Source organism: Hungatella hominis (assembly GCF_014288005.1).
Classification (GTDB): Bacteria; Bacillota; Clostridia; order Lachnospirales; family Lachnospiraceae; genus Hungatella; species Hungatella effluvii.
Map to the genome: position 1 here is coordinate 135,431 of NZ_JACOPB010000001.1, position 14,473 is coordinate 149,903.

General features: G+C 44.4%; 9 protein-coding genes. 7 read left to right on the top strand and 2 right to left on the bottom strand.

What is annotated here, in order from left to right:
• The first annotated feature begins 44 nt into the window (after positions 1-44).
• The gene (gene lpdA, locus H8S75_RS00630; RefSeq protein WP_187018518.1) at positions 45-1,475 is read left to right on the top strand and encodes a dihydrolipoyl dehydrogenase; all 1,431 of its coding nucleotides are present in this window, start codon (positions 45-47) and stop codon (positions 1,473-1,475) included.
• Positions 1,472-3,259 carry an aminopeptidase P family protein gene (locus H8S75_RS00635; protein ID WP_187018520.1) on the top strand — a complete coding sequence of 596 codons (1,788 nt, stop codon included), beginning with the start codon at positions 1,472-1,474 and terminating at the stop codon, positions 3,257-3,259. Before lpdA ends, H8S75_RS00635 begins: the two co-directional genes overlap by 4 nt.
• A 116-nt stretch (positions 3,260-3,375) precedes the next feature.
• On the opposite strand, the gene H8S75_RS00640 is transcribed toward H8S75_RS00635, so the two are convergent.
• A complete protein-coding gene (locus H8S75_RS00640; RefSeq protein WP_025531950.1) occupies positions 3,376-3,711 on the bottom strand; it encodes a helix-turn-helix transcriptional regulator in 336 nt (111 codons plus the stop codon).
• Between the two features lie 178 nt (positions 3,712-3,889).
• On the opposite strand from H8S75_RS00640, the gene H8S75_RS00645 reads away from it, so the two are divergent.
• Complete coding sequence (locus H8S75_RS00645) at positions 3,890-4,957, top strand: GGDEF domain-containing protein (RefSeq protein WP_187018522.1); 1,068 nt, start codon at positions 3,890-3,892, stop codon at positions 4,955-4,957.
• Between the two features lie 121 nt (positions 4,958-5,078).
• Here H8S75_RS00645 and H8S75_RS00650 read toward each other — a convergent pair whose 3' ends face one another.
• A complete protein-coding gene (locus H8S75_RS00650) occupies positions 5,079-5,684 on the bottom strand; it encodes a prolyl-tRNA synthetase associated domain-containing protein (protein WP_187018523.1) in 606 nt (201 codons plus the stop codon).
• Positions 5,685-6,036: 352 nt separating this feature from the next.
• Between H8S75_RS00650 and rlmD the strand changes: the two genes are divergently transcribed.
• The 4 genes from rlmD to H8S75_RS00670 all read left to right on the top strand — a co-directional run bounded on the left by rlmD (position 6,037) and on the right by H8S75_RS00670 (position 14,469).
• The gene (gene rlmD, locus H8S75_RS00655) at positions 6,037-7,572 is read left to right on the top strand and encodes a 23S rRNA (uracil(1939)-C(5))-methyltransferase RlmD (RefSeq protein WP_243270140.1); all 1,536 of its coding nucleotides are present in this window, start codon (positions 6,037-6,039) and stop codon (positions 7,570-7,572) included.
• 595 nt (positions 7,573-8,167) lie between these two features.
• Positions 8,168-11,416 carry a DNA-directed RNA polymerase subunit alpha C-terminal domain-containing protein gene (locus tag H8S75_RS00660; RefSeq protein ID WP_187018525.1) on the top strand — a complete coding sequence of 1,083 codons (3,249 nt, stop codon included), beginning with the start codon at positions 8,168-8,170 and terminating at the stop codon, positions 11,414-11,416.
• 2 nt (positions 11,417-11,418) lie between these two features.
• Complete coding sequence (locus tag H8S75_RS00665; protein ID WP_187018527.1) at positions 11,419-12,126, top strand: hypothetical protein; 708 nt, start codon at positions 11,419-11,421, stop codon at positions 12,124-12,126.
• Positions 12,127-12,132: 6 nt separating this feature from the next.
• Positions 12,133-14,469 (top strand): phosphoadenosine phosphosulfate reductase domain-containing protein, encoded by a 2,337-nt coding sequence (locus tag H8S75_RS00670; RefSeq protein ID WP_187018528.1) that lies wholly within the window; start codon positions 12,133-12,135, stop codon positions 14,467-14,469.
• Positions 14,470-14,473: the final 4 nt, after the last annotated feature.

Below are 14,473 nucleotides of genomic sequence, written 5' to 3' on the forward strand. Positions count from 1 at the left end.
TGGCATTACTTTTATGATACTATACAGGGAAGGAAATAAGTAGCATGGCAAAACATTATGATATCTTTATCATAGGCGGCGGGCCCGGCGGTTATACGGCTGCGTTTAAGGCAGCAGGGCTGGGGCTTAAGACTGCAATTGCAGAGAAGGAAAAACTGGGCGGGACCTGTGTCAATAAGGGGTGTATTCCGACGAAGGCTCTGCTTCATGCCTCCAGTATGTTTGCGGCGTTTCAGAGCTGTGATGTATTTGGAGTATCGGCTGATTTCATTTCTTTTGACTTTAAGAAAATGCAGGACTATAAGAAACGTTCTGTAAAAGAGTACCGGAAGGAAGTTCGGGAATCGATTGAAAATGCGGGGGTCGACTATATCGAGGGAACGGCGACGATCCGCCGGGGACGGACCGTAGAGGTCAACAGTCCTTCAGGTAAAGATTATTACGAGGCAGATCACATCATCATCGCAACGGGGGCAAAACCGGTGATACCGGATATTCCGGGAGCGATGCTGCTGGGCGTTCTGACGAGTGACCGGCTGCTGGCTTCTGATACCTGGAATTACGATCGTCTCACGATTATTGGCGGCGGCGTGATCGGAGTGGAATTCGCAACGATATTCCAGGCGCTGTGCTCCCATGTGACGATTATCGAAAGCCGGGAGCATTTACTGGGACCTATGGACAATGAGGTTTCCGAGGTCCTGGAAAATGAACTGAGACGGAAAGGAATCGCTGTCCAGTGTGAGGCAAAGGTCCTGGAAATCCGCGAGGAGGAACAGGGACTCATCTGCGTTTATGAGGCGGATGGAGAGGTGCGGACGATCCGTTCCGGCCAGATTCTCCTGGCAGCAGGCCGAAAGCCGAATCTGGACGGACTTTTTGGACGGGATGTCAGCCTTGCCATGGAAGACGGATGTCTTAAGACGGATTCGGAGTTCAGGACCAGTGAACCCGGCATTTACGCCATCGGCGATGTGACGGCCGGCAAGATGCTGGCTCATGTGGCGGCGGCCGAGGGTACTTATGTGGTTGAAAAGATCGCGGGCGTGCATCACACCATACGGCTTTCCGTGGTTCCGAATGGCATGTTTGTGGAACTTCCGGTCGTGCCGGGATGTATTTATACCGAGCCGGAGATTGCTTCCGTCGGAATTACGGTGGAAGAAGCGAAGGCCCATAACATGAAGGTGCGCTGCGGGCGCTACTCCATGAGCGGTAATGGCAAATCCATCATTACCAGAGAACAGAGCGGATTTATTCATCTGATTTTTGAGGAATATTCCGGAACCATTGTCGGCGCTCAGATCGTCTGTCCGCGGGCCACTGATATGATCAGTGAGATGGCGACTGCTATCGCAAATGGCCTGACAGCGGATCAGCTCATGCTTGCCATGAGGGCCCATCCGACTTACAGCGAGGGCATAACGGCGGCAATCGAGAATTATTATGAAGCAAAAGGAGACGAAAGGTTATGATTCAAGAGAGAATTGCAGCATTACGAAGCCTGATGGCGGAGCGCCAGATTGACGCTTACATGATTCCAACCTCCGATTTTCATGAGTCGGAATACGTGGGCGATTATTTTAAATGCAGGAAATTTATAACTGGTTTTACAGGGTCCGCCGGTACGGCGATTATCACGCAGACAGAGGCGAGACTCTGGACCGACGGCCGGTATTTCGTACAGGCGGCGAAGCAGCTGGAGGGAACCGGCGTGCTCCTCATGAAATCGGGTCAGGAGGGCGTTCCGACCGAGGAAGAGTATCTGGCAGAGGTTATGCCTCAGAACGGAACCCTGGGTTTCGACGGCCGTGTCGTCAACAGCCAGCTGGGAGAGAAGCTGGAAGAACTTCTGGAAGACAAGCACGTGAAATTTTCCTGGAAGGAAGACCTGGTGGATCTCATCTGGGAAGACCGTCCGGCGTTATCTGCTGAACCGGTCTGGATTTTAAAAGAAAACTACGCGGGCAAATCAGCAGCGGATAAGATTGCTGATTTAAGGGAAGCGATGAAGAAGGAGAAGACCACGGTCCACGTCCTCACCACGCTTGATGATATCGTGTGGCTGTTAAATATCCGTGGAAATGACGTCGTCTGCAATCCGGTAGTCCTTTCCTATGCATTGGTGACGATGGAACGGTTCTATTTATTTATCAATGAGGCGGTTCTGGACAGCGAAGTGAAATCCTATTTAAAAGAGCTGGGCGTTACCGTGCGGCCGTACAATGATATTTACGATGCGGTGAGCCAGTTAAAGGGCCAAAAGGTGCTTCTGGAGACAGCGAAGACCAACTATGCGATCATCAGCAATCTGGATGAATCCAATGCAGTTGTTGACCGTATGAATCCGACCGCTCCGGCCAAAGCAGTCAAAAATCCGGTTGAGATCGAAAATATGAAGAAGGCCCATATCAAAGATGGTGTGGCTATGGTAAAGTTTATCTGCTGGCTGAAAAAGAATATTGGAAAGCAGACGATCACCGAGCTTGACGCGGAGCATTACCTGGATAATCTGCGCGCAGAGCAGGAGGGGAATCTGGGGCTTTCGTTCCATACCATATCCGCTTATGGGGCAAATGCGGCGATGTGCCACTATTCCGCGACGCCGGAGAGCAATGCGACTCTGGAGCCAAAAGGACTCTATCTGGTAGATTCCGGCGGACAGTATTATGAGGGAACAACCGATGTGACGAGAACGATCTCCCTGGGGGAGACGACGGAAGCAGAACGGGAACATTTTACCCTGAGCGTCATCAGTATGCTGCGTCTGGCCGCTGTAAAGTTCTTATATGGGTGCAGAGGACTTACCCTGGATTATGTGGCGAGAGAGCCGCTCTGGAGCAGAGGGCTGAACTTTGACCACGGAACCGGCCATGGGGTAGGTTACCTGTTAAATGTTCACGAACGCCCCAACGGTATTCGCTGGCGTATGGTGCCGGAGCGCCAGGACAACTGTGTACTGGAAGAAGGCATGGTGACTTCAGACGAGCCGGGCATATATATTGAAGGCAGCCACGGCGTACGTACGGAAAATCTTATTGTCTGTAAGAAGGCAGAGAAGAACGAATACGGCCAGTTTATGGAATTTGAGTTTCTGACTTTTGTGCCGATTGATTTGGAAGCACTCGATAAATCCCTGATGAACGAGCGGGATGTGGAACTCTTAAACAGCTACCACAGCGCAGTATATGAGAAGATATCCCCGTATTTGACAGCGGAAGAGGCTGAATGGCTGAAGGAAAATACGAGGGCGGTATAAGCAGGCGTAAATAAAAAAGCATATAAACGATATAAGGCGGAGCCATGCGGTGTGGATCCTGTCAGGGGCGGTGAAAAATAGATTTTCATCGTCTTCCTGACGGGAATTCACGATCGCTATGGTTCCGCCTGTTTTTGGGTTATTTCTTTACGAAGCCGCATCAGAAGCGGAATAATCGCTTCCCAATCCTCTTGATCCAGTTCTTTCAGCAACTCCACGGCCCTGCGGAACTGTGGCGGTTCCGCCATTTCGGTATCAAAGAATTCCAGCGGCGTAATTTCCAGGTAATCGCATATTTCGAAGAATTGTTTCATGGAAGGCATGGAGCGGCCAGAGGAAATACCCTGAATGTAACTCTTATTTTTACCAAGATCCAGACTCATCTGGTATTCCGAGACATCCTTTTTCAAACGGAGCTCTGTAATTCTGTTTCTGACAAACTGTTCATTCATTCTTATCACCTCTATGGTTAATCATAAAGGATAATCTTTCCCAACATTCCGTTTTATATGCGTAATAATGGCAGAAAAATCGGTTGCATATACGGATAAAAAGCGTTATTATATAAGTTAGAAAAACGAAAGAGAATGATAAAAGAAAGTGCGTGCCTATAGGGCGAGAGGATGTCCGATGACAGAATATTTAAAAAAGAGGAAGGATAAATGGTCCTGGAAAAACTGGGCTTTTTTATGCGGCCTGATCTATATCCTGATTATGGCGGGAATGTTTGGCTTCTGCCGAATGCAGTCCGGAGGGGCGGCAGGCGGCTTGATTGCGGCTGTGTTTGTAGTATCTTTGGCGGCAATGGCCGTAATGATTGTGATTTCTTATCCGGTGAGAAGGGAAAAGGAGATAATGCAGGAGTGTGGCCAGGAGCAGGACGGGCAGGAGGTGCGGGATGCATTGTACCGGAGACTGGGGGAGTTTGCCGATACGATCCTGTTTGAGTATCGATACCGGGATGGAGCGATTCTATTTACACCGAACGCTTCCGGTCAGATAGAGATTCCACTCTTAAAGAGCGTGCTGGAGAAATACGTGAAGCGTCCGCCGGCGCAGGGCGAAAACAGATGCTTTGAGTTTCGTATGAAAGCGAATATGGAAGAATACCGCTGGTGTATCTGTCACGTCAGGGCAGAGTACGATGGGGCGGACACGCCTGTTTGTCTGATCGGAAAACTGGATGATATCACCAAACAGAAGGAGCGGGAGGAACAGCTTCTCTTCCAGTCCACCAGAGACGGTTTAACCGGCGTGTATAATAAGACGGCATTTGAATATATGATGGAAGAAACCTTAAAAAGAGGCAGCCGCGGCTGTTTATACATGATTGATATCGATAATTTCAAGGATGTGAATGACCAGTACGGCCATCCGGCCGGGGATAAGATTCTCGTTAAAATCGGAGAACTGCTGCGTGAAATTTTCCGGGATTCCGATTTGATTGGCCGGGTGGGAGGCGATGAATTCGTGGTCTATTCCGAGTGCGGCGAGACGAAAACGAGGGCGATGAAGCTTTTAAACGGCACAGCGGATTTTACGAAGGAAGGTGAACACCGGATTTCTGTGAGTATCGGAATCGCCGCAAGCACCGGGGAGCCGGACGAAGAGTATCAGGAACTGTTTTCCAAAGCCGATCAGGCCATGTACCGGGCGAAACAGGAGGGGAAAAATCGGATTGCCTGGTATGAGGAGTAGGCGAGAAGAAGAGAAATGAAAAGGGGATTGGAATAAGGATAAGAAAAAATGGCTGCGTTGAAAACGCGGCCATTTTTGATGCAGCAGGCAGTATGATGGGGGAAATTATAAGGAGGGATTTCTAATTCTGATCGTCGGGCAGATCTACCAGAGTGTAGGCATGATTGATGCAGGGTAAGAAAATTTCGATAATGTCCGAGGTGCGGATTTTTAAACTGGACGTATTGATACAAGGATGACAGCCGAGAAATTCCTGTTCAAGAATAGCCTTGTCAATCAGCAGGCGGACACGGTTTCCTTTATCATTCATCAGGCCCAGAACGGAGACGGAGCCAGGCGTTATGTTCAGATACTCTTCCATAAATTCCGGTTCTGCAAATGAGAGTCTGGCTGATCCAATTTGTTTTGACAGGACTGCCGTCCGAAATTTTTTATGTCCCGGGATCATGAGAAGATAAAAACTGTTTTTCTGTGCATTGCGCAGAAATAAATTTTTACAGATATTTGTGTTTAAAAGCGCATCGATATCATGGCATGCTTCTATCGTAGCGGTCGGATCATGATCCAGACGCTGATAGGTGATTCCCAGCTTGTCCAGGAGATCGTAAGTGTGTATCTCTTTATTAAGACGCCCGGCAGGATTTGCGGGCCGTCCGGTATATAGGGTGCGGTCTAAGTTAAAGTCTGGTATGGGGGTAACACATTCTACAGGAGTAATATTTGTCATATGGAGTGCCTCTTTCTGTTTGAAATCTGTCAAAGGAGTAATAAGAATCCTGGTGTTATTATACTAGAGTGTGGGAAAAATGCAAGTGTAAGCAGAGAGGTAAGCAGAACGGTAAGCAGAACGGACGGAGGAGACGGACAAATGGGCCGTGAACTGTAACTGATACAGGATTGACGGGGCAATGTTTTTTTCGATGGTTTTATACAGCGTCTTGTATTATAATAAGTTCTATAGAGGGAATGGTTATCGATTGATTGTAACGATAGAAAGGCTTTTGCTGAATATTATATTTAGGAAGTTATCATATTTGGCAGTTTAGCAGCGGAAAGTGTTGGAGGGAGCCAAATACGCCATGAACATAAAAGAAGAAAAAGGAAGGCAAAATCAAATGATTGAAAACCGGCTGAAAGCGGAAAGACCAAGAGTAGTGACAGAAAAGGCGACAAAAGGAAAGCGTGATGATAAAGCTGCAAAAGACAGCAGTTCAAGGCAGGAGAAGAATAAAGTGCCCAATACAGGCAGGAAGATGGGACGAAAGCCGGATTCGGGGGAGAAATCGTCGGATCAGAAAAAAGGGCCTAAAAAGGAGCAAAGAGCAGGCGGAAAAGGAAAATGGGGCAATGACAGCCAGAAACCGAAGTACGATACAGGCCGGAACAGTGCTTCTGGCGGGAACTCCAATTTACAGAGCAGGGAAGGAATAAAAGCGGACAGGCAGCCAGTCAGAAAGAATACTTCTGCATGTCCTGTGTTTTTGCGCTGCGGCGGATGTCAGCTTCTGGATATGCCTTATGAAAAACAGCTGAAGATCAAGCAGACAAAGCTGGAGGAACTGTTGAAGCCCTATTGTAAGGTGCAGCCAATTATTGGAATGAAGGATCCTTTCCATTACAGAAACAAGGTACACGCTGTTTTTGACCATGATAAAAAGGGAAATCCCGTCTCAGGGGTGTACGAGGCGAATACTCATCGTGTCGTTCCCGTGGAGTCCTGTCTGATTGAGGATCAAAAAGCGGATGAGATAATTGGAACCATCAGAGGCATGTTAAAATCATTTAAGATTAAAACGTATGATGAGGACACGGGATATGGTCTCCTTCGTCATGTTTTGATACGGCGGGGATTCACAACGGGTGAAATTATGGTCGTTCTGGTCACCGCTTCTCCTGTATTTCCTTCAAAGAATAATTTTGTACGGGCATTGAGAGAAAAGCATCCGGAAATTACGACGATTGTTCAGAATGTAAACGGCAGGGACACCAGTATGGTACTCGGTGACCGGGAGAATGTGCTGTACGGCAAAGGCTATATTGAGGACATCCTGTGCGGCTTCCGTTTCCGGATCTCTTCTAAATCATTTTATCAGGTAAATCCGGTACAGACAGAGGTGCTCTATCGGAAAGCGATGGAGCTGGCCGCACTTAAGGGGAAAGAAACGGTGATTGACGCGTACTGCGGTATTGGTACGATTGGGATCGTGGCAAGTCAGGAGGCAGGCCAGGTGATCGGCGTGGAATTAAACCGCGATGCAGTTCGGGACGCAGCTCAGAATGCTAAGATTAATGGGATTAAGAATGTGCAGTTCTATTGTAACGATGCCGGTGCGTTCATGAGCAGGATGGCGGACAATGGAGAACATGCTGATGTCGTTTTTATGGATCCGCCAAGGAGTGGAAGCACGGAAGAATTTATTCAGGCGGTAGTTAAGATGAAACCGGAAAAAGTGGTCTATGTGTCATGCGGCCCGGATACGCTGGCCAGGGATTTGGCGGTGTTTAGGAAGATGGGGTATGAGGCGAAAGTGGCGTGGGGGGTGGATATGTTTCCGGGGACGGAGCATGTTGAGTCGGTAATAATGATGCGGAATTGTGGTTTGAAAGGGAAATAGAGGGGGTTAGACCACAAGATATAGTGGTTTTTGGCGAAAAATCGAGGAAAAGAGATTGTCGCACAATTAAAATCAATACGTTTAGGTACCATATAAAAATATGTCGATAGCAGCCAACAATAATATTCAGAATACAGGTTGCTTTTTTGTACACTTTGTTATTTGATGTTTACCAAACAAAAACAATGCTTGTTTCGAAACGTCACTGTGCATTACTGCTCAAATTTTTGAGCATAAGAGGTTCGAAATTTGTTGTATTTTTAAGCATTTTGAGTATAATAGAAAGGTAGGCGCTTATACTCGGATTAAGTGTATCCTTATTAAAGTTCAATTCTTGCCTTATATGGTAACTATAGTAGACCTTATGTCTGAAATGATTGAAACGTTAAGCAACTTATTAAAACCCGATGAAAAGGGGAAAAAGAGTTGAATATTATTTGATGAAACGAGAATATTCCTTGTTATGATTTTTTGGGAGTGAAATGCGTCTCATGAAAAAATGAGTAAGGATAGTACATTATTATATGAGCTAAGAAAACTGGGGTAGAGCCTTAATTCTATCGAACTCTAATAGTCAAGCAAAAAGGAAAAGGAAATGATACCTTCACCAGAAATACAGCAACATCTCAAAATTGTAGATATAGTGCCAATTGAATATAAGGACTTTCTAACCTATTGTAATATTACTGGAAAGATATTTTCTTATGAAATTACATCGGTCGACTATGTTGCTTATCGTTCACAATTCGGTCGTGATAAGAGTGAGGTTAAGAGGCTTCGATCCATTATTGAAGCTGGAATATTGTTGGATAAGTCAGAAACTGAGACTAAGGAAAGATTGGCTTTTTTTACCCCAAACGAAGAACTTGTAATCGAGGGGGTAGAGAAGATAGGTGAGAAATCGAGTTTAGATGCGCAAACTATAGTTAGGATTTATGATGCAGAGGTCAATCAGGTAATTTACGTTACTGATGATACTTCTGAGCTTAAGAATACTGCAGAGGAATCTGAACCTACATATGCCGATATTTTTGGCCTAAATGCTGATGACTATGCCGATATTATGGTAGAGACAGATCTATACACCGTATACTCTGTTTCGCTATCGTTGCGGTCCTTGAATGCCCTTAGAAAAAATGGCTATCAGACTCTTAAAAAGTTGCTCTTGTCGACCCCATTGAGATTAAGTCAAATAAAAAGCCTTGGCGCAAAATCTATTAGGGAAATTGAAAACGGGCTGAGGTATATTTCCCATAAGGGAATAGGACAAAAGATGGCCTCATCATTCAACCCCGTTCCTTCTGTTAGGTTAAAAGTTGTCCGGCCTATAATTGAATCAATGCTTTGTGGGAATCAATACATACTGGATGAACTGACTGAAAGTGAGAAAAGCTTCTTTGCTAAAACATTAGCGGCTGCAGATGTGTTGGAGAACGAGTTATGCATTGAATTATTGCGTGGAGATCGGTGGGAATATGTTGAAAGTATTATCAAAATGTTTGCAGACTTCAATTATAAGATTACATTCAACCAAAATATTGTGGACCTTGCGAAGTGTGCTATGGCTAATTGGGACTGCGCAATCTACTCTAACGAGTTACTTCCTTTTATGCGCCTCTACTGCGTTTTTCAAAATAGGCTCGTTTCGCAGGAGTTTAAACCACTCATGAAGCAAGGTGTAACGGTGGAACATTATGCTGATTTAGTTGAAAACCAGCTGGAAATATTAGAGGGAAATGTCAATGTACTTGCAAATGAACTAACAGCATTCCAGACCTGGATGGGGGAAGCTGAACTTACCGGGCTTTGTAAGAGGGCATTTGACCAGAACGATTGTAAGAATACTCGTGTTTTCGATGTGTTATCTGAGCGTGCTTCTGGTCGCACACTTGAGGAAATTGCTCAACAATGTGGCTTGACCAGAGAAAGAGTGCGTCAGCTTGAGAAGAAGGCTTTCGAAATTATTAACAGCCGACTTTCAGAAATTAGATATAATCTTTTGGGTTTGATTTCAGCTTATCGTAATGGAGAGCACGTTCTCCTAAAAGATGAGATTATAGAGACCATCGGTGTAAAATATGGAAATATTCTTTGGCACTGCGCAACACGAACTGCGGATAAAGGAAAAACATACTTGCTGGACACCAATATAGCACATTATGACAGTAATTATAATGCAATTATCGTATTCAGCAAAGAAGGTACAGAGAATGCGCTTCCTGACACTGACAATAGGATCACAGAGGAAGTTGTCAACAGTCTTCCGGATTTGATTGAAACAGCTGATCTGAAAAGAGAACTTGAATCCCGAGCACGTGAATACAGCCTCTCTCCGGAACTGTTTATGCTTGTGGCTGCAAAACAGTACAGAGAAACGGGACTTTACTCCTATAAAGAGCGGCTTACTGTCGTTCAAATGTGCGACTGTGTTCTGAAAAAACGTTTCCAGAACGGATATAAAATTGCAGACCAAACGGACGGTGGGCAGTTTGTAAAATACCTAGTTGAATTCTTTGGAGAAAAGGGGTATATGACTCCCCGCGCTATTGACGCTAAAGTTATGGACTATGGCGTTTTAATCGACAGAGGCAAATATATCCACAGAGATTACATCACCGTAGATAGAAGCATTGTTGATGAGATCTTCGCATATATTGAGTCTAGCCCCAAATCGGCACTTGCATACTATGAAATTTTTGCAGCACTTGAGGATGTGTTAAAAGGCACCGCAATAACGAACCGCTATGCTTTGCAGGGGATTATGAAGCTGTATAATTGTCCATATGCTTCTCACCGGGATTACATTTCCAAGGAGCGCAACGTAAATGTAGCGGATGAACTTAATGCCTTTGTGGAGGCTGCCGGCATTTTACACAAGTCTGAAATCTTTGCGGAGTTTCCCGGCTGGAAGGACTATAACCTGGCTTTCGTTTTGCCCCGCTGTCCTGACGTCATTGGCTTAGACAACGGTTACTTCATGCATGCAAGCAAATTGACTATTACTGAAGATGATCGGGATAGAATTAAAAAATATCTTGATACGAATATTCACGACATTCCTGTTTCCGCAAGATATTTGCAGGATGAGTTTATGAATCTTTTTCCGAAGTTCATGATTAGGAATGATATACAGAGCCATGGAAAACTGTTCGGTATTCTTCAGCATATGTTTGTCCAAGATTACCATTTCTCCCGTCCTTATATTGCAAAGGAAAATATTGGAGAAATAACAAATAAATTTGTTCTGCTTAAGCACCTTGAAGGCATGGATACTATCGAGCTTAATGACTTTGTTGATCTTTGCAAGCAGAATGCCGTTCATTATGTGAGCCTTTCGTATCTTCTTGATATAATGCAGCCTGAATTCGTTAGAGTGGATGAAAACACCTTAAGGAGATTTGAAAGCATAGGAATCAATGAGGGGATGTATCAGACTATTTCCGATAACATCACTGAGGCAACCGCAGCACATAATGGATACCTTGCAGTCGTAAACATCAAGGACTTTAGCTGGTATCCAACGCTCAACATTCCTTGGACCCCATTTTTGTTGGAAAGTATTGCTAGTATAATTTCCGTGGGAATCAATACGATAAAGATGATGTCGTCATCCTTTGAGGTGCCGCACTCGATTTTCGTTTGTGATGATTATGCTGATGACGACTGGAATAGTCTTCTGGTTAAGTTGCTCAAGGCGGAACACGCAATAGAACCTTTCGTCTCCAAGACTGCCGTGTTAGAGTGGCTGCAAGCAGAGGGGCTATGCAATGTAAAGTATCCCGCGTTCTTAGATACAGAAAACCATATATACTTTGATGAGAATGGAAAGTTGAGGATTGAATAAGAATGGCCGAAGTTAAGCGTATGCCGTCACTTACGATGGACGAAGTGATTCTTCTTGTAGATACATATTTTCAGGTTAAGGACATCACTGCGTCAACTATAAAAAAGGAGCTTATTCAGGAATTAAGTGATAGTATGCGCGCACTTCCTTTTTTTCCGGAGTTTAAAGAATCCCCGGCGTTTCGATCTTATTCAGGGATGAATATGTGCTTGTCAAGAGTGGCATCTGTTGATCCATTCAAAATATCATTGTTTGGACGAGGTTCCGCACGTCAAAGAAGGGTTTTCGAATATTATTCCAGCCGAAAGGCTACATTGCATTCTGTTGCAAATACTATCAAGGTAATAGGCTGTTTAGATTTTCCTATTCTTCCCACCTATGAAGATAACATCATGGGGATGCTTCTACCTTCTTATTATGAACATTTGGAGCAAAGTGATAAGATAGTTAAAAATGCCAGAAAGGTAGTTCTTGCGCAGGGAAAAACCAAGTGCTTTCTCTGTGGCTGCGATCTTGAGGAAATTTATCTCGGGCGAGCCAATGAACTACTGGAGGCACACATTACGTTGCCTATAGCACAGATAAGTAGGCGAGAAAAAATAACATTGTCCGATATCTTGTTCCTATGTCCGACATGCCATAAGCTTGCGCATACGACGCCGGAGCTTATAGAGGAGCAAAACCTACGAGAATTGGTTAAAGGAAGATAAATTTATATGTACAACTACGAATGGGATCTCGAAACGGGCGGATACATCCTTACAACAAGGATAACAGGAGTAACTAAGGAAGTTCGCCCCGTTTTTGCAGAGGAACTAAAATTTCTTGAGATGGATAAGAAATATGAATGGGATATTCCCGATTGTGAGGAACCTATTATGTGGGCAGAAGGTCGGCGCTACATGTACCGTGGAGAACTGGTAGCGGAAGCGGTTGGGGGTGGCTTATATTCCATGCCTGTAATGAAAAGTGTTATTCGCAACCTTTCTCTGAAACCCGTCGATCTCCAAACAATGGTTCTTAAAAACGAAAACCTTATGAATGGTCTTGTGCAAAGGACACTACGCTTTGTTTACGATACATATAAGCAATATGAAGATAAAGTGAGCATTTTCTATGTTGCGTTTAGTGCTGGTAAAGACTCTATGGTAATGCTTGATATTGTCCAGAGAGCTTTACCACATGATGCTTTCGTTGTTATCCATGGCGATACCACAATGGAATTTAAAGCAACTTACAGAGCTGTGGATGATGCAAAAAAAAGATGGCCTCAGTTAGAGTGGTATACCGCGCGAGCTCCTTTTGATGCAACAGAATCATGGCAAAAAGTTGGTTATCCAGCACGTCGATTAAGATGGTGTTGTAGTGTTCACAAAACTGCGCCGTCTATTCAGAAACTGCGTGATATATACAGAGAGAAATATCCAGATAGCAATAAGCCTTTCAAGGTTATGGTGTTTGACGGTATTCGTGCTGAAGAAAGTGATGCTCGTGCTGGATATGCGATGGTATCTGAGGGTAAAAAACACGCTGTCCAGGCGAACTGTAGCCCAATACATGAATGGAATACCACAGAGCTGTTTATTTACATGTTTGCGAACAACCTTCCTATTAATGAACTGTATCGGTATGGCTCACACAGAGTTGGTTGTATTCTTTGCCCAATGGCTTCCGAGTGGTATGAGTGTGTACTAAACCATGTCTATCCTGAGGAGGTAAAGCCTCTACTCAACATTGTCGATAACTCAACAAAAAAGAGTTTTGGCAGTCGGCAAGATAAAGAACGCTATCTCGAGAGTGGCGGGTGGAAATCTCGTGTCGGTGGCAAGGATATTGTTATTGGTGAAAATAAGATTACCGAGATAAAGAAATCTAACAGAATTCTTTATGTCATAAAAAATGGCAATTACCGATGGGACAAGTGGATGGCGACTGTCGGTGACTTGGTTAAAACAAGTGAGACAACATACTCGATAAGCTATCATGAACTTTCAATGGAGTTTGATGTAAGAGTGGATGAGTCGTCCACTTTACTCACGATTCCCGTATTGATTAAGTCAAAAATAAGCATACGATTCATGTACTTATTCAAAAATGCTCTTTATAAGGCTGCGTACTGTGAGAATTGCCGTGAATGTATGGCCGAATGTGCATTTGGAGCTCTGACAATTACTGACAATGACATACAGATTAAAGGATGTAGGCATTGCGAATCATGCTTGGATTCATCGAAAGGGTGCATCGTTGCAAAATCACTAAGTATAACAGGAGATGGAAATAACATGAGCGCATCAAATATTAGCAGATATCAGAATTTTGGATTTAGGCAGGAGTGGCTTGAACTTTATTTTGAACTGGGCGACGCATTCTGGAAAAATGATCGCATGGGAAAATACATGATTATCGGTTTCAAGACCTGGTTAAAAGAGGCGGGTATCACGGAAAATAATGCAATCACCGTTTTGGGTACGAAGTTAAATGAATTAGGAGTTGATATGCCAGCAACCTGGGGGATTATCTTTACTAACCTCGCCTATAATTCTCCGATTATCAACTGGTATGTACGAAAGGTTGATTTAAATCGTGAGATTACCAATGATGAAATGAAAATTCTTCTTGGAGATTTTTATTCGCCAACTGTCAAGAAGAATGCTCTTAGTTCCCTGAAAGAAACTATCCGCCTATCCCCGATAGGCTGGCTTATCGGTCAAGGTAAATGTGAGATGAAAGGCAAAGTAGTTACATCTATTACTCGATATGGATGGCAGGAACCTGATTCGCTGGTAATGTTGTACACACTTTATCTATATGCAGAACACAGCGATAGCCTCTACAGCTTTACGCTCAGTGAATTGATGGATGACAGCGATGAAAGAGAGGCCATGAGCCCAAGATTAATCTTTGGCCTGGACGCCGAAATACTGCGACCTATTCTTCAGGGCTTGGCCCACGATTACCCAGATTATATTCAGGTGGATTTTAACAATAATCTGATGGAAAATATCTTCCTGAACCGAGATAAGAAATCAGCAGATATAGAAGCTCTGCTATAAGGAG